This is a genomic window from Pseudomonas sp. BF-R-19, from assembly GCF_019956445.1.
GTDB lineage: Bacteria > Pseudomonadota > Gammaproteobacteria > Pseudomonadales > Pseudomonadaceae > Aquipseudomonas > Aquipseudomonas fluorescens_BH.
On the sequence record NZ_JAHBDN010000046.1, the window covers coordinates 40,352 to 62,544 of the forward strand.

32 protein-coding genes are annotated in these 22,193 nt (G+C 55.1%); all 32 read right to left on the minus strand.

Annotation, left to right across the window (positions count from 1 at the left end; genetic code table 11):
• Positions 1–3: 3 nt before the first annotated feature.
• The 32 genes from KGB28_RS11265 to rpoC all read right to left on the minus strand — a co-directional run bounded on the left by KGB28_RS11265 (position 4) and on the right by rpoC (position 22,162).
• Complete coding sequence (locus tag KGB28_RS11265) at positions 4–1,005, minus strand: DNA-directed RNA polymerase subunit alpha (RefSeq protein WP_007970428.1); 1,002 nt, start codon at positions 1,003–1,005, stop codon at positions 4–6.
• A 22-nt stretch (positions 1,006–1,027) separates the two neighbouring features.
• Positions 1,028–1,648, minus strand: coding sequence for a 30S ribosomal protein S4 (gene rpsD, locus KGB28_RS11270; RefSeq protein WP_003176404.1), 621 nt, complete (start codon positions 1,646–1,648; stop codon positions 1,028–1,030).
• Between the two features lie 18 nt (positions 1,649–1,666).
• Entirely contained in the window at positions 1,667–2,056 is a 390-nt protein-coding gene (gene rpsK / locus KGB28_RS11275; RefSeq protein ID WP_002555466.1) for a 30S ribosomal protein S11, read from the minus strand.
• 30 nt (positions 2,057–2,086) lie between these two features.
• The gene (rpsM, locus tag KGB28_RS11280) at positions 2,087–2,443 is read right to left on the minus strand and encodes a 30S ribosomal protein S13 (RefSeq protein WP_009045849.1); all 357 of its coding nucleotides are present in this window, start codon (positions 2,441–2,443) and stop codon (positions 2,087–2,089) included.
• Between the two features lie 130 nt (positions 2,444–2,573).
• Positions 2,574–2,690 carry a 50S ribosomal protein L36 gene (gene rpmJ, locus KGB28_RS11285; protein WP_002555468.1) on the minus strand — a complete coding sequence of 39 codons (117 nt, stop codon included), beginning with the start codon at positions 2,688–2,690 and terminating at the stop codon, positions 2,574–2,576.
• Between the two features lie 24 nt (positions 2,691–2,714).
• Positions 2,715–4,043 (minus strand): preprotein translocase subunit SecY, encoded by a 1,329-nt coding sequence (gene secY / locus KGB28_RS11290; RefSeq protein WP_003228718.1) that lies wholly within the window; start codon positions 4,041–4,043, stop codon positions 2,715–2,717.
• Positions 4,044–4,481, minus strand: coding sequence for a 50S ribosomal protein L15 (rplO, locus tag KGB28_RS11295; protein ID WP_003228720.1), 438 nt, complete (start codon positions 4,479–4,481; stop codon positions 4,044–4,046).
• Positions 4,482–4,484: 3 nt separating this feature from the next.
• A complete protein-coding gene (gene rpmD / locus KGB28_RS11300) occupies positions 4,485–4,661 on the minus strand; it encodes a 50S ribosomal protein L30 (protein WP_003176408.1) in 177 nt (58 codons plus the stop codon).
• 2 nt (positions 4,662–4,663) lie between these two features.
• Positions 4,664–5,164, minus strand: coding sequence for a 30S ribosomal protein S5 (gene rpsE, locus KGB28_RS11305; RefSeq protein WP_003186035.1), 501 nt, complete (start codon positions 5,162–5,164; stop codon positions 4,664–4,666).
• Positions 5,165–5,167: 3 nt separating this feature from the next.
• Positions 5,168–5,518, minus strand: a complete 351-nt coding sequence (rplR, locus tag KGB28_RS11310) for a 50S ribosomal protein L18 (RefSeq protein WP_003186037.1) — start codon at positions 5,516–5,518, stop codon at positions 5,168–5,170.
• Between the two features lie 10 nt (positions 5,519–5,528).
• Entirely contained in the window at positions 5,529–6,062 is a 534-nt protein-coding gene (rplF, locus tag KGB28_RS11315) for a 50S ribosomal protein L6 (RefSeq protein ID WP_003176412.1), read from the minus strand.
• Positions 6,063–6,074: 12 nt separating this feature from the next.
• The gene (rpsH, locus tag KGB28_RS11320) at positions 6,075–6,467 is read right to left on the minus strand and encodes a 30S ribosomal protein S8 (protein ID WP_003186040.1); all 393 of its coding nucleotides are present in this window, start codon (positions 6,465–6,467) and stop codon (positions 6,075–6,077) included.
• 209 nt (positions 6,468–6,676) lie between these two features.
• Positions 6,677–6,982 (minus strand): 30S ribosomal protein S14, encoded by a 306-nt coding sequence (gene rpsN, locus KGB28_RS11325; protein ID WP_003176414.1) that lies wholly within the window; start codon positions 6,980–6,982, stop codon positions 6,677–6,679.
• Positions 6,983–6,995: 13 nt separating this feature from the next.
• Positions 6,996–7,535, minus strand: coding sequence for a 50S ribosomal protein L5 (gene rplE / locus KGB28_RS11330; RefSeq protein ID WP_003210069.1), 540 nt, complete (start codon positions 7,533–7,535; stop codon positions 6,996–6,998).
• A 22-nt stretch (positions 7,536–7,557) separates the two neighbouring features.
• On the minus strand, positions 7,558–7,872 hold the full coding sequence (gene rplX, locus KGB28_RS11335) for a 50S ribosomal protein L24 (RefSeq protein ID WP_003176416.1): 315 nt from the start codon (positions 7,870–7,872) through the stop codon (positions 7,558–7,560).
• A gap of 11 nt (positions 7,873–7,883) precedes the next feature.
• Positions 7,884–8,252, minus strand: a complete 369-nt coding sequence (rplN, locus tag KGB28_RS11340) for a 50S ribosomal protein L14 (RefSeq protein ID WP_002555479.1) — start codon at positions 8,250–8,252, stop codon at positions 7,884–7,886.
• A 23-nt stretch (positions 8,253–8,275) separates the two neighbouring features.
• Positions 8,276–8,542: a 30S ribosomal protein S17 gene (gene rpsQ / locus KGB28_RS11345; RefSeq protein ID WP_003176419.1), complete on the minus strand. Its 267-nt coding sequence runs from the start codon at positions 8,540–8,542 to the stop codon at positions 8,276–8,278.
• Positions 8,543–8,544: 2 nt separating this feature from the next.
• Complete coding sequence (gene rpmC, locus KGB28_RS11350) at positions 8,545–8,736, minus strand: 50S ribosomal protein L29 (RefSeq protein ID WP_002555481.1); 192 nt, start codon at positions 8,734–8,736, stop codon at positions 8,545–8,547.
• Positions 8,736–9,149 carry a 50S ribosomal protein L16 gene (gene rplP / locus KGB28_RS11355; protein WP_003228729.1) on the minus strand — a complete coding sequence of 138 codons (414 nt, stop codon included), beginning with the start codon at positions 9,147–9,149 and terminating at the stop codon, positions 8,736–8,738. The genes rpmC and rplP overlap by 1 nt, the downstream gene beginning before the upstream one ends.
• 12 nt (positions 9,150–9,161) lie before the next feature.
• Positions 9,162–9,848 carry a 30S ribosomal protein S3 gene (gene rpsC / locus KGB28_RS11360; RefSeq protein ID WP_008065719.1) on the minus strand — a complete coding sequence of 229 codons (687 nt, stop codon included), beginning with the start codon at positions 9,846–9,848 and terminating at the stop codon, positions 9,162–9,164.
• A 13-nt stretch (positions 9,849–9,861) separates the two neighbouring features.
• Positions 9,862–10,194, minus strand: a complete 333-nt coding sequence (rplV, locus tag KGB28_RS11365) for a 50S ribosomal protein L22 (protein ID WP_003103908.1) — start codon at positions 10,192–10,194, stop codon at positions 9,862–9,864.
• 11 nt (positions 10,195–10,205) lie between these two features.
• Positions 10,206–10,481 carry a 30S ribosomal protein S19 gene (gene rpsS / locus KGB28_RS11370; RefSeq protein WP_002555486.1) on the minus strand — a complete coding sequence of 92 codons (276 nt, stop codon included), beginning with the start codon at positions 10,479–10,481 and terminating at the stop codon, positions 10,206–10,208.
• Between the two features lie 16 nt (positions 10,482–10,497).
• Positions 10,498–11,322: a 50S ribosomal protein L2 gene (rplB, locus tag KGB28_RS11375; protein ID WP_003176423.1), complete on the minus strand. Its 825-nt coding sequence runs from the start codon at positions 11,320–11,322 to the stop codon at positions 10,498–10,500.
• A 14-nt stretch (positions 11,323–11,336) separates the two neighbouring features.
• Positions 11,337–11,636 carry a 50S ribosomal protein L23 gene (gene rplW, locus KGB28_RS11380; RefSeq protein WP_002555488.1) on the minus strand — a complete coding sequence of 100 codons (300 nt, stop codon included), beginning with the start codon at positions 11,634–11,636 and terminating at the stop codon, positions 11,337–11,339.
• Positions 11,633–12,235 (minus strand): 50S ribosomal protein L4, encoded by a 603-nt coding sequence (gene rplD, locus KGB28_RS11385; RefSeq protein WP_003228735.1) that lies wholly within the window; start codon positions 12,233–12,235, stop codon positions 11,633–11,635. The genes rplW and rplD overlap by 4 nt, the downstream gene beginning before the upstream one ends.
• A gap of 12 nt (positions 12,236–12,247) precedes the next feature.
• Entirely contained in the window at positions 12,248–12,883 is a 636-nt protein-coding gene (rplC, locus tag KGB28_RS11390; RefSeq protein ID WP_003186059.1) for a 50S ribosomal protein L3, read from the minus strand.
• 80 nt (positions 12,884–12,963) lie between these two features.
• The gene (rpsJ, locus tag KGB28_RS11395) at positions 12,964–13,275 is read right to left on the minus strand and encodes a 30S ribosomal protein S10 (protein ID WP_003186070.1); all 312 of its coding nucleotides are present in this window, start codon (positions 13,273–13,275) and stop codon (positions 12,964–12,966) included.
• Between the two features lie 157 nt (positions 13,276–13,432).
• Positions 13,433–14,626 carry an elongation factor Tu gene (tuf, locus tag KGB28_RS11400; RefSeq protein WP_008053875.1) on the minus strand — a complete coding sequence of 398 codons (1,194 nt, stop codon included), beginning with the start codon at positions 14,624–14,626 and terminating at the stop codon, positions 13,433–13,435.
• 30 nt (positions 14,627–14,656) lie between these two features.
• Complete coding sequence (gene fusA, locus KGB28_RS11405; protein WP_007994652.1) at positions 14,657–16,762, minus strand: elongation factor G; 2,106 nt, start codon at positions 16,760–16,762, stop codon at positions 14,657–14,659.
• Positions 16,763–16,792: 30 nt separating this feature from the next.
• Positions 16,793–17,266, minus strand: coding sequence for a 30S ribosomal protein S7 (gene rpsG / locus KGB28_RS11410; RefSeq protein WP_007994653.1), 474 nt, complete (start codon positions 17,264–17,266; stop codon positions 16,793–16,795).
• Between the two features lie 108 nt (positions 17,267–17,374).
• Entirely contained in the window at positions 17,375–17,746 is a 372-nt protein-coding gene (gene rpsL, locus KGB28_RS11415; protein WP_003186084.1) for a 30S ribosomal protein S12, read from the minus strand.
• A gap of 216 nt (positions 17,747–17,962) precedes the next feature.
• The gene (gene rpoC, locus KGB28_RS11420; RefSeq protein WP_223445014.1) at positions 17,963–22,162 is read right to left on the minus strand and encodes a DNA-directed RNA polymerase subunit beta'; all 4,200 of its coding nucleotides are present in this window, start codon (positions 22,160–22,162) and stop codon (positions 17,963–17,965) included.
• Positions 22,163–22,193: the final 31 nt, after the last annotated feature.

Genomic DNA, 22,193 nt, shown 5'->3' on the forward strand with positions numbered 1-22,193 from the left:
CGATCAGGCAGTCGCCTTGTCGTCCTTCTTAAGACTTGCAGGCGGCCAGTTGTCGAGGCGCATGCCGAGGGACAGACCGCGGGAGGCCAGAACGTCCTTGATTTCAGTCAAGGATTTCTTGCCCAGGTTCGGAGTCTTCAACAGCTCTACTTCGGTACGCTGAATCAGGTCGCCGATGTAGTAGATGTTTTCCGCCTTAAGGCAGTTAGCCGAACGTACAGTCAGTTCCAGATCGTCAACCGGGCGAAGCAGGATCGGATCGATCTCGTCTTCCTGCTCGACAACCACTGGCTCACTGTCACCCTTGAGGTCGACGAACGCAGCCAACTGCTGTTGCAGGATGGTTGCAGCGCGGCGAATTGCCTCTTCAGGATCCAGAGTACCGTTGGTTTCCAGATCAATAACCAGCTTGTCCAGGTTAGTACGCTGCTCGACACGGGCGTTTTCCACCACGTATGCGATACGGCGAACCGGGCTGAACGAAGAGTCAAGCTGCAAGCGACCGATGCTGCGGCTTTCGTCTTCATCGCTCTGACGCGAATCTGCCGGTTCATAACCACGACCACGAGCTACTACGAGCTTCATGTTCAGGGCGCCGTTAGACGCCAGGTTAGCGATTACGTGATCGGGATTAACGATCTCGACATCATGATCCAGCTGAATATCGGCAGCGGTAACCACCCCCGAACCCTTCTTCGACAAGGTCAGCGTAACTTCGTCACGACCGTGCAGCTTGATAGCCAGACCTTTAAGGTTCAACAGGATTTCAATTACGTCTTCCTGTACACCTTCGATGGCGCTGTACTCGTGGAGCACACCGTCAATCTCGGCCTCGACTACTGCACAGCCGGGCATTGAGGACAACAGGATGCGGCGCAGCGCGTTGCCCAGGGTATGGCCAAAGCCACGCTCGAGAGGCTCGAGAGTGATCTTGGCGCGGGTTGGACTGACAACCTGCACATCAATGTGGCGGGGTGTCAGGAACTCATTTACCGAAATCTGCATGGATGCACCTATTTTCTAGCCCTTACTTGGAGTAGAGCTCGACAATCAGGCTTTCGTTGATGTCGGCGGACAGATCACTGCGAGCTGGAACGTTCTTGAAAACGCCCGACTTCTTCTCAGTGTCTACTTCTACCCATTCTACGCGGCCACGTTGGGCACACAGATCGAGAGCTTGGACAATGCGAAGTTGATTTTTTGCTTTCTCGCGAACAGCGACCACGTCACCAGCACGAACCTGGTAGGACGGAACGTTAACGGTCTGACCGTTTACGCTGATCGACTTGTGCGATACCAGCTGACGGGATTCGGCACGAGTCGAACCAAAGCCCATACGGTATACAACGTTGTCCAGACGGCATTCGAGCAGTTGCAGCAGGTTTTCACCGGTTGCACCTTTCTTGCCAGCAGCTTCTTTGTAGTAGCCGCTGAATTGACGCTCGAGAACGCCGTAGATACGACGGACCTTCTGCTTTTCACGCAGTTGGGTGCCGTAGTCGGACTGGCGACCGCGGCGTTGGCCGTGGATACCAGGTGCTGCTTCAATGTTGCACTTCGATTCGATCGCGCGCACGCCGCTCTTCAGGAAGAGATCGGTGCCTTCGCGACGAGCGAGTTTGCATTTTGGACCAATGTAACGAGCCATTCTTTACAATCTCCTGGATTACACGCGGCGCTTCTTCGGCGGACGGCACCCGTTGTGCGGGATTGGCGTCACGTCGGTGATGCTGGCGATCTTGTAGCCACAGCCGTTCAAAGCGCGGACTGCGGATTCACGACCTGGACCTGGACCTTTGACGTTGACGTCGAGGTTTTTCAGGCCGTATTCCAGCGCAGCTTGACCAGCACGTTCAGCAGCTACTTGAGCAGCGAACGGGGTGGACTTGCGGGAACCGCGGAAACCCGAACCACCGGAGGTAGCCCAGGAAAGAGCGTTACCTTGACGGTCGGTGATGGTCACGATGGTGTTGTTAAAAGATGCATGGATGTGGGCGATGCCATCAACCACTGTCTTTTTAACTTTTTTACGAGGACGAGCAGCAGGTTTTGCCATGATTAAATTCCTGTCGATTCGCTGGGGCGATTACTTGCGGATCGGCTTACGCGGACCTTTACGGGTACGCGCGTTGGTCTTGGTACGCTGACCGCGTACTGGAAGACCGCGACGATGACGCAGACCGCGATAGCAACCGAGGTCCATCAAGCGCTTGATTTTCATGTTGATTTCGCGACGCAGGTCACCTTCAGTGGTGAACTTCGCCACTTCGCCACGCAGCTGTTCAATTTGCTCGTCGCTCAGATCTTTGATCTTTGCTGCTGGGTTTACCCCAGTCTCTGCACAAATTTTCTGTGCAGTAGTGCGACCGACACCATAGATGTAGGTCAGCGAGATAACAGTATGCTTGTTATCTGGAATGTTAACGCCTGCAATACGGGCCATTCAGTGGGACTCCAATTGACAGCTACCTACGCCCCGGAAGCCAAGAAATAGGGCGCGAGATAATATCGCTGTAATAACAAATAATCAACCCGGCAGCGCACTAGCTGCCGGGCTTGAAGCACAATCACACTCAGCCTTGGCGCTGTTTGTGACGCGGTTCCGCGCTGCAAATTACTCGAACAACACCTTCGCGGCGAATAATCTTGCAGTTACGGCACAGCTTTTTCACCGATGCACGAACTTTCATCACCAACTCCTCGAACCTTATGGGTCAGCGCAGCATGCCGCTGCCGTAACCCTTCAGGTTGGCTTTCTTCATCAGGGATTCGTACTGGTGCGAAACGAGGTGCGATTGTACTTGGGACATGAAGTCCATCACAACCACGACGACGATCAGCAACGAGGTCCCGCCAAGGTAGAACGGTACGTTGGCTGCAACCACCAGGAACTGGGGCAACAGGCAGACGGCCGTCATGTAAAGAGCACCGAACATGGTCAAGCGAGTCAGAACGCCATCAATGTAGCGCGCAGACTGCTCACCTGGACGGATGCCCGGAATAAAGGCACCGGACTTCTTCAGGTTTTCCGCTACGTCTTTCGGATTGAACATCAACGCCGTATAGAAGAAGCAGAAGAAAATAATCCCTGCACTAAACAGCAGAATATTCAACGGCTGACCAGGAGCGATCGACTGCGAGATGTCCTGCAACCAGCCCATACCTTCAGACTGACCGAACCAGGCACCCAACGAAGCCGGGAACAGCAAAATGCTGCTCGCGAAAATAGCCGGAATAACACCGGCCATGTTCACCTTCAGCGGCAAGTGGCTGGTCTGCGCAGCGAAGACCTTGCGGCCCTGCTGACGCTTGGCGTAGTGAACAGCAATACGACGCTGACCACGCTCAATGAACACCACGAAACCGATAATCGCTACTGCCAGCAAACCGATGGCAACCAGGGCGAAGATGTTGATATCACCCTGACGTGCAGACTCGAAAGACTGCCCGATCGCTCTCGGAAGACCGGCGACGATACCCGAAAAAATCAACATCGAGATACCGTTGCCAACACCACGCTCAGTAATCTGCTCACCCAGCCACATCATGAACATCGCACCAGCCACAAACGTGGATACCGCGACGAAATGGAAGCCAAAGTCACCAGTGAACGCAACGCCCTGCCCCGCCAGACCAATGGACATGCCAATGGCCTGGACGAGAGCGAGGACGACAGTGCCGTAGCGGGTGTACTGGCTGATCTTGCGACGGCCAGCTTCACCTTCCTTCTTCAACTGCTCCAGCTGCGGGCTGACGGCTGTCATCAGTTGCATGATGATCGATGCCGAGATGTACGGCATGATCCCCAGTGCAAAGATGCTCATCCGCTCCAGCGCGCCGCCGGAAAACATGTTGAACAAGCTAAGAATGGTCCCCTCATTCTGTCGAAACAGGTCCGCGAGTCGGTCCGGGTTGATACCTGGAACCGGGATGTGTGCGCCTATTCGGTAGACGATAATCGCCAGGAACAGAAAACGCAGACGAGCCCAGAGTTCAGACATACCGCCTTTGCCGAGCGCAGAGAGAGCACCTTGCTTAGCCATTTATTCCTCGAACTTGCCGCCAGCTGCTTCGATAGCCGCACGCGCACCTTTGGTGGCGCCGATTCCCTTGCCGATAGTGACAGCGCGAGTCACTTCACCGGACAGCATGATTTTCACACGCTGTACGTTGACGTTGATCACGTTGGCATCTTTCAGGGACTGCACGGTGACGATGTCGCCTTCCACTTTAGCCAGCTCGGACAGACGCACTTCTGCGCGATCCATGGCTTTCAGGGAAACGAAACCGAACTTCGGCAGGCGACGATGCAGCGGCTGTTGACCGCCTTCAAAGCCTGGAGCAATGGTGCCACCGGAGCGGGAGGTCTGACCCTTGTGACCACGGCCACCAGTCTTACCCAAACCGCTACCGATACCACGGCCCGGACGATGCTTTTCGCGACGGGAACCCGGCGCTGGACTCAGATCATTGAGTTTCATCGATTAACCCTCGACACGCAGCATGTAGTAAGCCTTGTTGATCATCCCGCGATTCTCGGGAGTATCCTGGACTTCTACAGTGTGACCGATGCGACGCAGACCCAGACCCTTAACGCACAGTTTGTGGTTAGGGATGCGGCCGGTCATGCTTTTGATCAGCGTTACTTTTACGGTAGCCATGATCAGAAGATCTCCTTGACGCTTTTGCCACGCTTGGCGGCAATGGATTCAGGAGACTGCATTGCTTTCAAACCCTTGAAAGTGGCGTGAACCACGTTTACCGGGTTAGTCGAGCCGTAGCACTTGGCCAGAACGTTCTGAACGCCAGCAACTTCGAGGACAGCACGCATAGCGCCGCCAGCGATGATACCGGTACCTTCAGAAGCAGGCTGCATGTACACCTTCGAAGCGCCGTGAGCGGACTTCATTGCGTACTGCAGAGTAGTGCCGTTCAGGTCAACTTGAATCATGTTGCGGCGAGCAGCTTCCATTGCCTTCTGGATCGCAGCAGGCACTTCACGCGACTTGCCACGGCCGAAGCCAACACGCCCTTTACCATCACCAACCACGGTCAACGCGGTGAAAGTGAAGATACGGCCGCCTTTAACGGTTTTGGCTACGCGGTTAACTTGAACCAGCTTCTCAATGTAGCCTTCGTCGCGCTTTTGGTCGTTATTTGACATAACTTAGAACTCCAGCCCAGCTTCACGAGCAGCATCAGCCAGCGCTTTAACGCGGCCGTGGTACTTGAAGCCAGAGCGGTCGAAAGCCACTTGCGAGACGCCAGCGGCCTTAGCACGCGTAGCGACCAGCTGGCCAACCTTAGTGGCCGCGTCGATGTTGCCGGTGGCACCATCACGCAGTTCTTTATCCAAAGTCGAGGCGCTTGCCAGGACTTTGTTGCCGTCGGCCGAAATGACCTGGGCGTAGATGTGCTGCGAAGAGCGGAACACGCAGAGACGCACGACTTCGAGTTCGTGCATTTTCAGGCGTGCTTTGCGAGCGCGACGCAGTCGAGTAACTTTTTTGTCGGTCATTTGCTATGCCCTACTTCTTCTTGGCTTCTTTACGACGGACGACTTCGTCCGCGTAGCGCACACCTTTGCCTTTGTACGGCTCTGGTGGACGGAAGTCGCGGATCTCGGCGGCCACTTGACCTACCAGCTGCTTGTCGATGCCCTTGATCAGGATATCGGTCTGGCTAGGAGTCTCAGCGGTGATGCCTTCCGGCAGTTCGTAATCCACTGGGTGCGAGAAGCCAAGAGCCAGGTTCAGCACTGTGCCTTTTGCTTGCGCTTTGTAACCAACACCGACCAGCTGGAGCTTGCGCTCGAAGCCTTGGCTTACGCCTTGGACCATGTTGTTTACCAACGCACGAGTGGTACCAGCCATTGCGCGAGTTTGTTGATCGCCATTGCGAGCAGCGAAACGCAGCTCACCAGCTTCTTCAACGATCTCAACGGACGAATGGATGTTCAGTTCGAGAGTGCCCTTGGCACCCTTCACCGAAAGCTGTTGGCCTGCGAATTTTACTTCGACACCGGCTGGCAGCTTAACGGGGTTCTTAGCGACGCGAGACATGCTTATCCCCCCTTAGAACACAGTGCAAAGAACTTCGCCGCCGACACCGGCAGCGCGCGCAGCACGATCAGTCATCACACCCTTGTTGGTGGAGACGATAGACACACCGAGACCGCCACGAACTTTTGGCAGATCATCGACGGACTTGTACTGACGCAGGCCTGGACGGCTAACGCGCTTCACTTCTTCGATAACCGGACGGCCTTCGAAGTACTTCAGCTCGATGGACAGCAGTGGTTTGATTTCGCTGCTGATCTGATAACCCGCAATGTAACCTTCGTCCTTCAGGACTTTGGCAACAGCTACCTTCAACGTGGAAGATGGCATGCTTACGACGGACTTTTCAGCCATCTGGGCATTACGGATACGAGTTAGCATGTCCGCTAACGGGTCCTGCATACTCATGGGCTAGACGCTCCTAATACAAAAAAATTAGCCTTGCGGCTATTACGTGTCGCCGAGAATCTCCGAGCATGAAAAACACGGGCTCAGGCGAGCCGGGTATTCTAGACACACCCCAGAAATGAATCAAGCCCCAAAAGGGGCTTGATTCAGATTCAAGGCCACCGGTGGTCAGGATCTTGCGATCCTGGACACCGAGACTTTGACAGTACTTACCAGCTGGCTTTAACCAGACCCGGTACGTCACCACGCATGGCAGCTTCACGCAGCTTGTTACGGCCGAGGCCGAACTTGCGGTAAACGCCGTGTGGACGACCGGTCAGGCGGCAGCGGTTACGCATGCGCGAAGCGCTTGCGTCACGTGGCTGCTTCTGCAGGGCTACTGTAGCTTCCCAACGCGCTTCTGGACTTGCGTTCAGATCAACGATGATAGCTTTCAGTGCTGCACGCTTCTTGGCGTACTTGGCAACCGTGAGCTGACGCTTCAGCTCGCGGTTTTTCATGCTCATCTTGGCCATGGTCCTACTCCAATCAGTTGCGGAACGGGAATTTGAACGCACGCAGCAGAGCGCGGCCTTCATCATCGTTCTTGGCAGTGGTGGTCAGGGTGATGTCCAGACCGCGGAGAGCATCGATCTTGTCGTAGTCGATTTCCGGGAAGATGATCTGCTCTTTCACGCCCATGCTGTAGTTGCCACGACCATCGAAGGACTTGGCATTCAGGCCGCGGAAGTCGCGAACCCGAGGCAGGGAGATCGACAGCAGACGATCCAGGAACTCGTACATACGCTCACGGCGCAGGGTCACTTTGACGCCGATCGGCCAACCTTCACGGACTTTAAAGCCAGCGATGGATTTGCGAGCGTAGGTCACAACGACTTTCTGGCCGGTGATCTTTTCCAGGTCAGCAACAGCGTGCTCGATGACTTTTTTGTCGCCGATCGCTTCGCCCAGACCCATGTTCAGGGTGATTTTGGTAACGCGCGGAACTTCCATCACGTTCGAAAGCTTAAGTTCTTCCTTAAGTTTCGGAGCAATTTCCTTCCGGTAAATCTCTTTTAGTCGTGCCATGGTCTCATCTACCTAGCAGTGTTCAAGCATCAACCGCTTTTTGGGTCGACTTGAAGACACGAATTTTCTTGCCGTCTTCTACTTTGAAACCAACGCGGTCAGCCTTGTTGGTTTCGCCGTTGAAAATGGCGACGTTAGAAGCATCCAGAGGAGCTTCTTTTTCGACGATACCGCCCTGCACGCCCGACATCGGGTTAGGCTTGGTATGACGCTTGACCAGGTTCAGACCACCAATAACCAAACGGTTGTTAGCGAGAACCTTAAGCACCTTACCGCGCTTACCTTTGTCTTTGCCGGCGATCACGATGATCTCGTCGTCACGACGAATCTTTTGCATGTCGGATCTCCTTACAGCACTTCTGGGGCGAGCGAGACGATCTTCATGAACTTCTCAGTACGAAGTTCACGGGTCACTGGCCCAAAGATACGGGTGCCGATCGGCTCTTGCTTGTTGTTCAACAGAACAGCAGCGTTGCCATCAAAGCGGATAATGGAGCCATCAGCACGACGTACGCCGTGACGAGTGCGGACTACAACAGCAGTCATCACTTGGCCTTTTTTCACTTTACCGCGAGGAATTGCTTCCTTGACGGTAACTTTGATGATGTCACCGATACCAGCGTAACGACGATGGGAGCCACCCAGCACCTTGATGCACATAACGCGGCGAGCGCCGCTGTTATCGGCCACATCGAGCATGGATTGAGTCTGAATCATATAATTTCTCCGACCCCTAGTCCTTAGACTTCCACAGCGCGTTCGAGAACATCAACCAGCGCCCAAGACTTGGTCTTGGCCAAAGGACGAGTTTCACGAATAGTGACTTTGTCGCCGATGTGGCACTGATTGGTTTCGTCGTGCGCGTGCAGCTTAGTCGAACGCTTAACGTATTTACCGTAGATCGGGTGCTTAACGCGACGCTCGATCAGAACGGTGATGGTTTTGTCCATCTTGTCGCTGACAACACGGCCAGTCAGCGTACGGACAGTTTTTTCGGCTTCAGCCATGATTACTTACCTGCCTGCTGGTTGAGCACAGTCTTCACGCGAGCGATGTCACGCTTAACTTGCGAGAGCAGATGAGACTGCCCCAACTGGCCAGTTGCTTTCTGCATACGCAGATTGAACTGGTCGCGCAGCAAGCCGAGCAGTTGCTCGTTCAGCTGCTGTGCGGATTTTTCACGAAGTTCATTCGCTTTCATCACATCACCGTCCGTTTAACAAAGGAGGTGGCGAGCGGCAGCTTTGCAGCAGCCAGGGCGAAAGCCTCACGCGCCAGCTCTTCAGAAACACCCTCGATTTCATACAGGACTTTGCCTGGCTGAATCTGGGCAACCCAGTATTCGACGTTACCCTTACCTTTACCCATCCGAACTTCGAGTGGCTTCTTGGAAATAGGCTTGTCCGGGAATACACGGATCCAGATCTTGCCGCCACGTTTAACGTGACGGGTCAGAGCACGACGCGCTGACTCGATCTGACGAGCGGTGAGACGACCACGAGCAACAGACTTCAGCGCGAACTCGCCGAAGCTGACTTTGCTACCGCGCAATGCCAGGCCACGGTTGTGACCAGTCATTTGCTTGCGGAACTTCGTACGCTTTGGTTGCAACATTTGGCGTACCCCTTACTTAGCAGCTTTTTTACGAGGCGCTGGTGCTTGTGGTTTCAGTTCTTCTTGGCGACCACCAATTACTTCGCCTTTGAAGATCCAAACCTTTACACCGATCACACCGTAAGTGGTGTGAGCTTCGTAGTTGGCATAGTCGATGTCGGCACGCAGGGTGTGCAATGGCACACGACCTTCGCGATACCATTCAGTACGTGCGATTTCAGCACCGCCGAGACGACCGCTCACTTGGATTTTGATGCCTTTGGCACCAATGCGCATGGCGTTCTGTACGGCGCGCTTCATAGCGCGACGGAACATTACACGACGCTCCAGCTGCTGAGCTACGCTCTGCGCAACCAGCATACCGTCGAGCTCCGGCTTGCGGATCTCTTCGATATTGATGTGCACAGGCACACCCATTTGCTTGGTCAGGTCCTGACGCAGTTTCTCAACATCTTCACCTTTCTTCCCGATAACGATACCTGGACGAGCGGTGTGGATGGTGATACGTGCAGTTTGGGCCGGACGATGGATATCGATACGGCTTACGGACGCGCTTTTTAGTTTGTCTTGGAGATACTCACGCACCTTCAGATCTGCGAGCAAATAGTCCGCATAAGTCCGACCGTCTGCGTACCAGACGGAGGTGTGCTCCTTGACGATTCCCAGGCGAATGCCAATGGGATGTACTTTCTGACCCATCTCTTCGACTCCGTTACTTGTCAGCAACCTTGACAGTGATATGGCAAGACCGCTTGACGATGCGATCAGCACGGCCTTTGGCACGTGGCATGATGCGCTTCAGCGAACGCCCTTCGTTGACGAAAACGGTGCTGACCTTCAGGTCATCAACGTCTGCGCCTTCGTTATGCTCGGCGTTGGCTACGGCCGACTCCAGCACTTTCTTCATGATCTCGGCGGCTTTCTTACTGCTGAAAGCCAACAGGTTGAGCGCTTCGCCCACCTTCTTCCCGCGGATCTGGTCGGCGACCAAGCGGGCTTTCTGGGCGGAGATTCGAGCGCCCGACAACTTAGCGGCTACTTCCATTTCCTAACCCCTTAACGCTTGGCTTTCTTGTCTGCCACGTGCCCGCGATAAGTGCGGGTACCGGCGAACTCGCCCAGTTTGTGGCCGACCATGTCTTCGTTCACGAGAACTGGGACGTGCTGACGACCGTTGTGTACTGCGATGGTCAGACCGACCATTTGTGGCAGGATCATCGAACGACGCGACCAGGTTTTCACCGGTTTGCGATCGTTCTTTTCCGCCGCCACTTCGATCTTCTTCAGTAGGTGAAGATCGATAAAAGGACCTTTTTTCAGAGAACGTGGCACTGTCGTATCCCTCTATTTACTTGCGACGACGGACGATCATTTTGTCGGTACGCTTATTACCACGAGTCTTCGCGCCCTTAGTCGGGAAGCCCCATGGCGATACCGGATGACGACCACCAGAGGTACGACCTTCACCACCACCATGTGGGTGGTCAACCGGGTTCATGGCAACACCACGAACGGTTGGGCGAACGCCACGCCAGCGTTTGGCACCAGCTTTACCCAGCGAACGCAGGCTGTGCTCGGAGTTCGAGACTTCGCCCAGGGTCGCACGGCATTCAGCCAGGACTTTACGCATTTCACCGGAACGCAGACGCAGGGTAACGTACACGCCTTCACGAGCGATCAGCTGAGCCGAAGCACCAGCGGAACGAGCGATCTGAGCGCCTTTACCTGGCTTCAATTCGATGCCGTGTACGGTGCTACCAACTGGAATGTTGCGCAGTTGCAGAGCGTTGCCCGGCTTGATCGGTGCCAGGGCACCTGCGATCAGCTGGTCGCCAGCGCTCACGCCTTTAGGGGCGATGATGTAGCGACGCTCGCCATCTGCGTACAGCAGCAGAGCGATGTGAGCAGTACGGTTTGGATCGTATTCGATACGCTCGACAGTGGCAGAGATGCCATCTTTGTCGTTGCGACGGAAGTCGACCAGACGATAATGCTGCTTATGACCACCACCGATGTGACGAGTGGTAATACGGCCATTGTTGTTACGACCACCAGTCTTCGATTTCTTCTCGAGCAGCGGTGCGTGAGGAGCGCCTTTATGCAGCTCCTGGTTGACCACCTTGACCACAAAACGGCGGCCAGGGGAAGTCGGTTTGCATTTAACGATTGCCATGATGCACCCCTTCCTTACTCAGCACTGCTGCTGAAATCGAGATCTTGGCCTGGCTGAAGGGAGATAACTGCCTTCTTCCAGTCATTACGCTTGCCCAGACCGCGAGCAGTGCGCTTGCTCTTACCCAGAACATTCAGGGTAGTAACACGCTCTACTTTCACGCTGAACAGGCTTTCGACGGCCTTCTTGATTTCCAGCTTGGTTGCGTCGGTAGCAACCTTGAAAACGAACTGGCCTTTCTTGTCTGCCAGAACCGTAGCCTTCTCGGAAACGTGCGGGCCAAGCAGAACTTTAAATACGCGTTCCTGGTTCATCCCAGCAGCTCCTCGAATTTCTTCACGGCCGACACGGTGATCAACACCTTGTCGTATGCGATCAGACTAACTGGATCGGAACCTTGCACGTCACGTACATCTACGTGTGGCAGGTTACGAGCAGCCAGGTACAGGTTCTGATCAACAGCGTCGGACACGATCAGAACGTCGGTCAGGCTCATGTTGTTCAGTTTGCCCAGCAGGTCTTTGGTTTTCGGCGTTTCAACGGCGAAATCCTGAACCACGACCAGACGATCAGTACGCACCAGCTCAGCAAGGATGGAACGCATTGCTGCGCGATACATCTTCTTGTTCAGCTTCTGGGAGTGATCCTGAGGACGAGCTGCGAAAGTGGTACCGCCGCCACGCCAGATTGGGCTACGGATAGTACCGGCACGAGCACGGCCAGTACCTTTCTGACGCCATGGGCGCTTACCGCCACCACGAACGTCGGAACGGGTCTTTTGCTGCTTGGAACCCTGACGACCGCCAGCCATGTAGGCTACGACTGCTTGGTGAACCAGCGTCTCGTTGAATTCGCCGCCAAATGTCAGTTCGGAAACTTCGATCGCTTGAGCGTCATTTACATTTAATTGCATGTCAGCTTCCCCTTAACCGCGAGCCTTGGCTGCTGGACGTACAACCAAGTTGCCGCCAGTAGCGCCAGGAACAGCGCCCTTGACCAACAACAGATTGCGTTCAGCGTCCACGCGCACTACTTCGAGGGACTGCACGGTCACGCGCTCAGCGCCCATATGACCGGACATTTTTTTGCCCTTGAATACACGACCAGGAGTCTGGCACTGGCCGATAGAGCCTGGAACGCGGTGGGATACGGAGTTACCGTGGGTGTTATCTTGCCCGCGGAAATTCCAACGCTTGATCGTACCCTGGAAGCCTTTACCCTTGGACTGACCGGTTACATCAACCAGTTGACCAGCGGCGAAGATTTCAGCGTTGATCAGATCGCCGGCCTGGTACTCGCCTTCTTCAAGGCGGAATTCCATTACGGTACGACCAGCGGCAACGTTCGCTTTAGCGAAGTGGCCAGCCTGAGCTGCTGTTACACGCGAAGCACGACGCTCGCCGACAGTGACTTGCACTGCACGATAGCCATCGGTCTCTTCAGTTTTGAACTGGGTGACGCGATTCGGTTCGATCTCAATGACCGTGACCGGAATGGAGACACCTTCTTCGGTGAAAATACGGGTCATACCGCATTTACGACCGACTACACCAATAGTCATGTTGTAAACCTCATGAGTGTACGGGGCTTTCACCCGCTATGGCCGCCCATTTCAGAGCGTTACACGACTAAGACCGAGTCTTAGCCGAGGCTGATCTGCACTTCCACACCGGCCGCAAGATCAAGCTTCATAAGAGCATCAACGGTTTTATCCGTTGGCTGGACGATGTCCAGAACGCGCTTATGAGTACGGATCTCGTACTGGTCACGCGCGTCTTTGTTGACGTGCGGGGAGACCAGAACGGTGAACCGCTCTTTACGGGTAGGCAGTGGAATTGGACCACGCACTTGAGCACCAGTACGTTTCGCGGTTTCCACGATTTCCTGGGTTGATTGGTCGATCAGGCGATGGTCGAAAGCCTTCAACCTGATACGGATTTGCTGATTTTGCATTGGATTTCAGACTCCGGCTGCTATTCCCACCGAGCGCAATACGCCCGTTAAAAGGAGGCGCAATTCTATAGACGCCCCAGATGGGTGTCAACCCAATAAAAAAGCCCCCGCTGAGCGGGGGCCTTTCAAAGCATCGAAGCTATCTCAAAAGAGATGCTTACTCGATGATTTTGGCTACGACGCCAGCGCCGACGGTACGACCGCCTTCACGGATAGCGAAACGCAGGCCGTCTTCCATTGCGATGGTCTTGATCAGGGTAACTTCCATCTGGATGTTATCACCTGGCATTACCATTTCAACGCCTTCTGGCAGCTGGCAGTTACCAGTCACGTCAGTAGTACGGAAGTAGAACTGTGGACGGTAGCCTTTGAAGAACGGAGTGTGACGACCGCCTTCTTCTTTGCTCAGAACGTAAACTTCTGCGGTGAACTTGGTGTGCGGCTTAACCGAACCCGGCTTAACCAGAACCTGGCCACGCTCAACGTCGTCACGCTTGGTACCACGCAGCAGAACGCCGCAGTTCTCGCCAGCACGACCTTCGTCGAGCAGCTTGCGGAACATTTCAACACCAGTGCAGGTGGTGGTGGTGGTGTCACGCAGACCAACGATTTCCAGTGCATCTTGAACGCGAACGATACCGCGCTCGATACGACCAGTCACAACAGTACCACGACCCGAGATCGAGAATACGTCTTCGATTGGCATCAGGAATGGCTTGTCGATAGCACGCTCTGGTTCTGGGATGTAGCTGTCCAGAGTTTCAACCAGTTTACGAACGGCAGTGGTGCCCATTTCGTTGTCGTCTTTGCCTTCCAGCGCCATACGAGCCGAACCGATGATGATTGGAGTGTCATCGCCCGGGAAGTCGTAGGTGGACAGCAGGTCGCGAACTTCCATCTCGACCAGTTCCAGCAGCTCAGCGTCGTCTACCAGGTCAGCCTTGTTCAGGAAAACCACGATGTACGGAACGCCTACCTGACGGGACAGCAGGATGTGCTCACGGGTTTGCGGCATCGGACCATCAGCGGCCGAGCAAACCAGGATCGCGCCGTCCATCTGGGCAGCACCGGTGATCATGTTCTTCACATAGTCAGCGTGACCTGGGCAGTCAACGTGAGCGTAGTGACGGATCTTCGAGTTGTACTCGACGTGCGCGGTGTTGATGGTGATACCACGAGCTTTTTCTTCTGGAGCGCTGTCGATTTTATCGAAATCAACGATTGCGGAACCGAAAACTTCGGAGCAAACGCGAGTCAGAGCTGCGGTCAGAGTGGTTTTACCGTGGTCAACGTGACCGATGGTGCCAACGTTGACGTGCGGTAGGGAACGATCAAATTTTTCTTTAGCCACGACAATTAACTCCTTGCCTAAAGGACTGAATCAGCCTTGTTTTTTGGTTACAGTTTCGACGATGTGCGACGGAGCTGTATTGTATTTTTTGAATTCCATAGAGTAGCTTGCGCGACCCTGGGACATCGAACGAACGTCGGTCGCATAACCGAACATCTCGCCCAACGGAACTTCAGCACGGATCACCTTACCGGAGACCGTGTCTTCCATACCCAGAATCATGCCGCGACGACGGTTAAGGTCGCCCATCACGTCACCCATATAGTCTTCAGGCGTAACAACCTCTACCGCCATGATCGGCTCGAGCAACTCACCACCGCCCTTCTGGGCCAGTTGCTTGGTCGCCATGGAAGCAGCCACCTTAAACGCCATCTCGTTCGAGTCGACGTCGTGGTAAGAACCATCAAACACGGTAGCCTTCAGGCCGATCAGCGGATAGCCGGCAACTACGCCGTTCTTCATCTGCTCTTCGATACCCTTCTGGATAGCCGGGATGTATTCCTTAGGAACCACACCACCCACTACTTCGTTCACGAATTGCAGACCTTCCTGACCTTCGTCAGCAGGAGCAAAACGGATCCAGCAATGGCCGAACTGGCCACGACCGCCGGACTGACGAACGAACTTGCCTTCGATTTCGCAATTCTTCGTGATGCGTTCACGATACGAAACCTGAGGCTTACCGATGTTGGCTTCGACGTTGAACTCACGGCGCATCCGGTCAACCAGGATGTCCAGGTGCAACTCGCCCATGCCAGAGATGATCGTTTGACCAGTCTCTTCATCAGTCTTGACGCGGAAAGACGGGTCTTCCTGAGCAAGTTTGCCCAGAGCGATACCCATTTTTTCCTGGTCATCCTTGGTTTTAGGCTCAACGGCAACCGAAATAACCGGCTCCGGGAAGTCCATGCGAACCAGGATGATTGGCTTGTCAGCGTTGCACAAGGTTTCACCAGTGGTGACGTCCTTCATGCCGATCAGGGCCGCGATGTCACCAGCGCGTACTTCCTTGATCTCTTCACGGGCGTTTGCGTGCATCTGCACCATACGGCCCACGCGCTCTTTCTTGCCTTTGACCGAGTTGATCACGCCGTCGCCGGAGGCCAACACGCCCGAGTAAACACGGACGAAAGTCAAGGTACCCACGAATGGGTCGGTAGCGATCTTGAACGCCAGAGCCGAGAACGGCTCGTTGTCGTCTGCATGACGCTCCATTTGCTTTTCCTCATCATCCGGGTCAGTACCCTTGATGGCAGGAATGTCGGTTGGAGCCGGCAGGTAGTCGATAACGGCGTCGAGAACCAGGGGAACACCCTTGTTCTTGAAGGAAGAACCGCAAACAGCCAGAACGATCTCACCAGCGATAGTACGCTGACGCAGAGCACCCTTGATTTCCTCGATGGTGAGTTCTTCACCTTCAAGGTACTTGTTCATCAGTTCTTCGCTGGCTTCGGCCGCAGCCTCAACCATGTTGTTGCGCCACTCTTCAGCCAGTTCCTGCAGTTCAGCAGGGATGGCTTCACGACGAGGAGTCATACCCTTGTCGGCGTCGTTCCAGTAAACGGCTTCCATGGTCATCAGATCGATCTGACCCTGGAAGTTGTCTTCGGAACCGATAGCCAGCTGGATAGGCACCGGAGTGTGACCCAGACGCTGCTTGATCTGAGCGATCACGCGCAGGAAGTTCGCACCGGCACGGTCCATCTTGTTCACGTAAACGATACGTGGAACACCGTACTTGTTGGCTTGACGCCATACGGTTTCGGACTGAGGTTCAACGCCGGAAGTGCCACAGAACACAACGACCGCGCCGTCGAGTACGCGCAGGGAACGTTCAACTTCAATAGTGAAGTCTACGTGGCCCGGGGTATCGATGACGTTGAAACGGTACTGGTCCTTGTGCTGCTTCGCAGAACCCTGCCAGAAGGCGGTAATAGCAGCAGAAGTAATGGTAATACCACGCTCCTGCTCCTGCACCATCCAGTCTGTGGTCGCGGCGCCGTCATGCACCTCGCCCATTTTGTGACTTTTGCCAGTGTAAAAAAGGACGCGCTCAGTGGTGGTGGTTTTACCAGCATCCACGTGTGCAACGATACCAATGTTACGGTAGCGATTAATCGGTGTTGTACGAGCCATAAAGCCCTCGCAAAATTAGTGACGCTAAAATTAGAAGCGGTAGTGCGAGAAAGCCTTGTTGGCTTCAGCCATACGGTGAACGTCTTCACGCTTCTTAACTGCAGCACCTTTACCTTCGGCAGCGTCCAACAGTTCGCCAGCCAAACGCAGAGCCATAGACTTCTCGCCGCGCTTGCGGGCGTAGTCTACCAACCAGCGCATTGCCAGAGCGTTACGACGGGAAGGACGAACTTCGACCGGAACCTGGTAAGTAGCACCACCAACGCGGCGCGACTTCACTTCGACCAGCGGAGCGATGGCGTCGAGTGCTTTTTCGAAGAGTTCCAGGGGATCGGTGCCGGCCTTACGAGCCTTCACGGTATCCAGGGCACCATAAACGATACGCTCGGCAACGGCTTTCTTGCCGCTTTCCATTACGTGGTTCATGAATTTGGCGAGGATTTGGCTTCCGTATTTCGGATCGTCCAGAATCTCACGCTTGGCTGCTACGCGACGTCTTGGCATTGATAAGCCCTCAAACGGTCTTCAGGTTAGCCCGGGACAGCTCCTATGGATGCGTGCCCGACCTTACTCTTATCGACTCAATAAAATGAAAATCTGCAAAACGGCCGATTACTTCGGACGCTTGGTACCGTACTTCGAACGACCCTGGTTACGACCTTTAACACCGGAAGTATCCAACGAACCGCGAACGGTGTGGTAACGAACACCTGGCAAGTCTTTTACACGACCGCCGCGGATCAGTACCACGCTGTGTTCTTGCAGGTTGTGGCCTTCACCGCCGATGTACGAGGAAACCTCGAAACCGTTGGTCAGACGCACACGGCATACTTTACGCAGTGCCGAGTTAGGTTTTTTCGGCGTGGTGGTGTACACACGGGTGCACACGCCACGGCGTTGCGGGCAGTTCTGCAGCGCAGGCACGTCGGATTTCTCGACGATACGCTTACGCGGCTGACGTACCAGCTGGTTGATAGTTGCCATCTACTAGCTCCACTGTTGTCTTGCGACGCTATTGTCTTGCAAGAAAAGCAAAATGGCAGGAACGAGTTCCCGCCAAATTTAGGGGTACAAGAGTCTAAAGAGGATCTTGTCCCCAGTCAAGGCAAGGCCCCGCCCTCCCCGCTCATCCAATCTCGACAAATTGTCTCGATTCGATGAACGGAGTGACCAGGGCCTCACACTCATTTACCGCAGAACTCAGTTACCGCTCGAGTTCAGCGCTTCGGTCAGTGCAGCTTCCACTTCACTGGCGCTTACGCGCAACGGCTTGTCTGCATCACGGCGGCGCTTACGCTCGCTGTGATACGCCAGACCGGTACCAGCCGGGATCAGACGACCCACGACCACGTTTTCTTTCAGGCCGCGCAGGTAATCGCGCTTGCCGGTTACCGCCGCTTCGGTCAGTACGCGAGTGGTTTCCTGGAAGGAAGCCGCCGAGATGAACGATTCGGTGGACAACGACGCCTTGGTGATACCCAGCAGAACGCGAGTGAACTTGGAGACAAACTTGTCTTCGCCGCTCAGACGCTCGTTCTCTACCAGAACGTGAGTCAATTCCATCTGGTCGCCCTTGATGAAACTGGAATCGCCGGATTCAGCGATCTCAACTTTACGCAGCATCTGACGCAGGATGGTCTCGATGTGCTTGTCGTTGATCTTCACGCCTTGCAGACGGTAAACGTCCTGGATCTCGTTGACGATGTACTTGGCCAGCGCACTCACACCCAGCAGACGCAGGATGTCGTGTGGATCGCTCGGACCGTCGGAGATAACTTCGCCGCGGTTTACCTGTTCGCCTTCGAACACGTTCAGGTGACGCCACTTCGGAATCAGCTCTTCGTACGGATCGGTACCGTCGTTCGGGGTGATAACCAGACGGCGCTTGCCCTTGGTCTCTTTACCGAACGCGATGGTGCCGCTGACTTCAGCCAGAATCGACGCCTCCTTCGGACGACGGGCTTCGAACAAGTCGGCAACACGCGGCAGACCACCGGTGATGTCGCGAGTTTTCGAAGTCTCTTGCGGGATACGAGCGATAACATCACCGATCGCGATCTTCGCACCATCCGCTACACCGACCAGGGCGTTGGCTGGCAGGAAGTACTGAGCGATAACGTCAGTGCCTGGCAGCAACAGATCCTTGCCGTTGTCGTCGACCATCTTCACGGCAGGACGGATGTCCTTACCGGCAGCTGGACGATCTTTGGCGTCGAGTACTTCAATGTTGGTCATACCGGTCAATTCGTCAGTCTGACGCTTGATCGTGATGCCTTCTTCCATGCCCACGTAGGTCACGGTACCTTTCATTTCGGTAACGATTGGGTGAGTGTGCGGATCCCACTTGGCCACGATAGCGCCAGCTTCGACCTTGTCACCTTCTTTAACCGAAATCACGGCACCGTACGGCAGCTTGTAACGCTCGCGCTCACGACCGAAGTCGTCAGCGATGGCCAGCTCACCGGAACGGGACACAGCAACCAGGCAACCATCCACTCGCTCAACGTGCTTCAGGTTATGCAGACGGACGGTACCGCCATTCTTCACCTGAACGCTGTCGGCTGCGGAGGTCCGACTTGCCGCACCACCGATGTGGAACGTACGCATCGTCAGCTGGGTACCCGGCTCACCGATGGACTGGGCAGCGATAACGCCGACCGCTTCACCGATGTTCACCTGGTGACCACGAGCCAGATCGCGGCCGTAGCACTTGGCGCAAATACCGAAACGGGTTTCGCAGCTGATTGGCGAACGCACGATCACTTCGTCGATGCTGTTCAGCTCGATGAACTCGACCCACTTCTCGTCTACCAGGGTGCCAGCAGGAACGATGACGTCCTCGGTACCCGGCTTGAATACGTCACGGGCGATAACTCGACCCAATACGCGCTCACCCAACGGTTCTACAACGTCACCGCCTTCAATGTGCGGAGTCATCAGCAGACCGTGTTCGGTGCCGCAATCGATCTCGGTAACAACCAGATCCTGCGCCACGTCTACCAGACGACGAGTCAGGTAACCCGAGTTCGCCGTTTTCAACGCGGTATCCGCCAGACCTTTACGAGCACCGTGAGTGGAGATGAAGTACTGGAGTACGCTCAAACCTTCACGGAAGTTCGCAGTAATCGGCGTTTCAATGATGGAACCGTCCGGCTTGGCCATCAGGCCACGCATACCGGCCAGCTGACGAATCTGTGCTGCGGAACCCCGCGCACCCGAGTCGGCCATCATGTACATCGAGTTGAAGGATTCCTGGTCGACTTCGACGCCATGGCGGTCGATGACTTTCTCTTTCGAGAGGTTGGCCATCATCGCCTTGGAAACTTCGTCGTTCGCCTTGGACCAAAGGTCGATCACTTTGTTGTACTTCTCGCCCTGGGTTACCAGGCCGGAGGCGTACTGGCTTTCGATCTCTTTCACTTCATCAGTAGCAGCATTGATGATGCGGGCTTTTTCATCCGGGATAACGAAGTCGTTAACACCGATGGAAACGCCGGAAATGGTCGAATAAGCAAAACCGGTGTACATCAACTGGTCAGCGAAGATCACAGTCTCTTTCAAACCAACCACGCGATAGCACTGGTTGATCAGCTTGGAGATCGCCTTTTTCTTCATCGGCAGGTTGACGACGTCGTACGACAGACCCTTTGGCACAACCTGGAACAACAGAGCACGGCCGACAGTGGTGTCGACGATACGGGTGTTGCTCACGCTGCCGCCATCACGGTCGTTGACGGTTTCGTTGATCCGCACCTTGACCTTGGCGTGCAGTGCGGCTTCGCCGGCACGGAACACACGGTCAACTTCCTGCAGATCCGCGAACACACGACCTTCGCCCTTGGCGTTGATCGCTTCACGAGTCATGTAGTACAGACCCAATACAACGTCCTGCGACGGAACGATGATTGGCTCACCGTTGGCTGGCGACAGAATGTTGTTGGTCGACATCATCAGCGCACGTGCTTCGAGCTGGGCTTCCAGCGTCAGCGGTACGTGCACGGCCATTTGGTCGCCGTCGAAGTCGGCGTTGTACGCAGCGCAGACCAGGGGGTGCAGCTGGATAGCCTTACCTTCGATCAGTACCGGTTCAAACGCCTGGATACCCAGACGGTGAAGGGTCGGTGCACGGTTGAGAAGAACCGGGTGTTCGCGAATCACTTCAGCGAGAACGTCCCAAACCTCTGGCAGCTCGCGCTCGACCATCTTCTTGGCAGCCTTGATGGTGGTAGCGAGACCACGCATTTCAAGCTTGCCGAAAATGAACGGCTTGAACAGCTCGAGAGCCATCTTCTTCGGCAGACCGCACTGGTGCAGACGCAGGGTCGGACCTACGGTAATTACCGAACGGCCGGAGTAGTCAACACGCTTACCGAGCAAGTTCTGACGGAAACGACCTTGTTTACCCTTGATCATGTCAGCCAGGGATTTCAGAGGACGCTTGTTGGAACCGGTGATAGCGCGGCCACGACGACCGTTGTCGAGCAGTGCGTCGACAGCTTCCTGCAACATACGCTTTTCGTTGCGCACGATGATGTCCGGAGCGGACAGATCCAGCAGGCGCTTCAAGCGGTTGTTACGGTTGATCACTCGACGATACAGATCGTTGAGGTCGGAAGTCGCGAAGCGACCGCCATCCAGCGGGACCAGTGGACGCAGATCTGGCGGCAGAACCGGCAGAACGGTCAGCACCATCCACTCTGGCAGGTTGCCGGAACCCTGGAAGGCTTCCATCAACTTCAGACGCTTGGACAGCTTCTTGATCTTGGTTTCGGAGTTGGTTTGCGGAATCTCTTCACGCAGGCGGCCAATCTCGTGCTCCAGGTCGATAGCGTGCAGCAGTTCGCGGACAGCTTCGGCACCCATGCGGGCATCGAAATCGTCGCCGAACTCTTCCAGCGCTTCGAAGTACTGCTCGTCGTTGAGCAGCTGACCTTTTTCAAGGGTGGTCATGCCTGGATCGATAACGACGTAGCTCTCGAAGTAGAGAACGCGTTCGATATCACGCAGGGTCATGTCCATCAGCAAGCCGATACGGGACGGCAGCGATTTCAGGAACCAGATGTGGGCAACTGGCGAGGCCAGTTCGATGTGCGCCATGCGCTCACGACGAACTTTTGCCAGCGCGACTTCAACGCCGCACTTCTCGCAGATCACACCACGGTGCTTCAAGCGCTTGTACTTACCGCACAGGCACTCGTAATCCTTTACCGGGCCAAAGATCTTGGCGCAGAACAGGCCGTCACGCTCAGGTTTGAACGTACGGTAGTTGATGGTTTCCGGCTTTTTAACTTCACCGAACGACCACGAACGGATCATCTCAGGCGATGCCAATCCGATACGGATGGCGTCGAACTCTTCGACTTGACCCTGGTTTTTCAGCAAATTCAGTAGGTCTTTCAAGGCCTTTCCTCCTGGCGGAGCAGAGAGCGGG

Bases quoted from the DNA above. Each gene is read 5' to 3' on its own strand.
- KGB28_RS11265 (WP_007970428.1), bottom strand. From the start codon at position 1,005: ATGCAGATTTCGGTAAATGAGTTCCTGACACCCCGCCACATTGATGTG.
- rpsD (WP_003176404.1), bottom strand. From the start codon at position 1,648: ATGGCTCGTTACATTGGTCCAAAATGCAAACTCGCTCGTCGCGAAGGC.
- rpsK (WP_002555466.1), bottom strand. From the start codon at position 2,056: ATGGCAAAACCTGCTGCTCGTCCTCGTAAAAAAGTTAAAAAGACAGTG.
- rpsM (WP_009045849.1), bottom strand. From the start codon at position 2,443: ATGGCCCGTATTGCAGGCGTTAACATTCCAGATAACAAGCATACTGTT.
- rpmJ (WP_002555468.1), bottom strand. From the start codon at position 2,690: ATGAAAGTTCGTGCATCGGTGAAAAAGCTGTGCCGTAACTGCAAGATT.
- secY (WP_003228718.1), bottom strand. From the start codon at position 4,043: ATGGCTAAGCAAGGTGCTCTCTCTGCGCTCGGCAAAGGCGGTATGTCT.
- rplO (WP_003228720.1), bottom strand. From the start codon at position 4,481: ATGAAACTCAATGATCTGAGTCCAGCGCCGGGTTCCCGTCGCGAAAAG.
- rpmD (WP_003176408.1), bottom strand. From the start codon at position 4,661: ATGGCTACCGTAAAAGTAACGCTGATCAAAAGCATGACCGGCCGCATC.
- rpsE (WP_003186035.1), bottom strand. From the start codon at position 5,164: ATGTCAAATAACGACCAAAAGCGCGACGAAGGCTACATTGAGAAGCTG.
- rplR (WP_003186037.1), bottom strand. From the start codon at position 5,518: ATGACCGACAAAAAAGTTACTCGACTGCGTCGCGCTCGCAAAGCACGC.
- rplF (WP_003176412.1), bottom strand. From the start codon at position 6,062: ATGTCTCGCGTCGCTAAGAACCCCGTTAAGCTGCCAGCCGGTGTCGAA.
- rpsH (WP_003186040.1), bottom strand. From the start codon at position 6,467: ATGAGTATGCAGGACCCGTTAGCGGACATGCTAACTCGTATCCGTAAT.
- rpsN (WP_003176414.1), bottom strand. From the start codon at position 6,982: ATGGCCAAGATGAGCATGAAAAACCGCGAGCTGAAGCGTCAGCTCACG.
- rplE (WP_003210069.1), bottom strand. From the start codon at position 7,535: ATGGCACGACTAAAAGAGATTTACCGGAAGGAAATTGCTCCGAAACTT.
- rplX (WP_003176416.1), bottom strand. From the start codon at position 7,872: ATGCAAAAGATTCGTCGTGACGACGAGATCATCGTGATCGCCGGCAAA.
- rplN (WP_002555479.1), bottom strand. From the start codon at position 8,252: ATGATTCAGACTCAATCCATGCTCGATGTGGCCGATAACAGCGGCGCT.
- rpsQ (WP_003176419.1), bottom strand. From the start codon at position 8,542: ATGGCTGAAGCCGAAAAAACTGTCCGTACGCTGACTGGCCGTGTTGTC.
- rpmC (WP_002555481.1), bottom strand. From the start codon at position 8,736: ATGAAAGCGAATGAACTTCGTGAAAAATCCGCACAGCAGCTGAACGAG.
- rplP (WP_003228729.1), bottom strand. From the start codon at position 9,149: ATGTTGCAACCAAAGCGTACGAAGTTCCGCAAGCAAATGACTGGTCAC.
- rpsC (WP_008065719.1), bottom strand. From the start codon at position 9,848: ATGGGTCAGAAAGTACATCCCATTGGCATTCGCCTGGGAATCGTCAAG.
- rplV (WP_003103908.1), bottom strand. From the start codon at position 10,194: ATGGAAGTAGCCGCTAAGTTGTCGGGCGCTCGAATCTCCGCCCAGAAA.
- rplB (WP_003176423.1), bottom strand. From the start codon at position 11,322: ATGGCAATCGTTAAATGCAAACCGACTTCCCCTGGCCGCCGTTTTGTG.
- rplW (WP_002555488.1), bottom strand. From the start codon at position 11,636: ATGAACCAGGAACGCGTATTTAAAGTTCTGCTTGGCCCGCACGTTTCC.
- rplD (WP_003228735.1), bottom strand. From the start codon at position 12,235: ATGCAATTAAATGTAAATGACGCTCAAGCGATCGAAGTTTCCGAACTG.
- rplC (WP_003186059.1), bottom strand. From the start codon at position 12,883: ATGACTATTGGTGTAGTCGGTCGTAAATGCGGTATGACCCGTATTTTC.
- rpsJ (WP_003186070.1), bottom strand. From the start codon at position 13,275: ATGCAAAATCAGCAAATCCGTATCAGGTTGAAGGCTTTCGACCATCGC.
- fusA (WP_007994652.1), bottom strand. From the start codon at position 16,762: ATGGCTCGTACAACACCGATTAATCGCTACCGTAACATTGGTATCGTT.
- rpsG (WP_007994653.1), bottom strand. From the start codon at position 17,266: ATGCCAAGACGTCGCGTAGCAGCCAAGCGTGAGATTCTGGACGATCCG.
- rpsL (WP_003186084.1), bottom strand. From the start codon at position 17,746: ATGGCAACTATCAACCAGCTGGTACGTCAGCCGCGTAAGCGTATCGTC.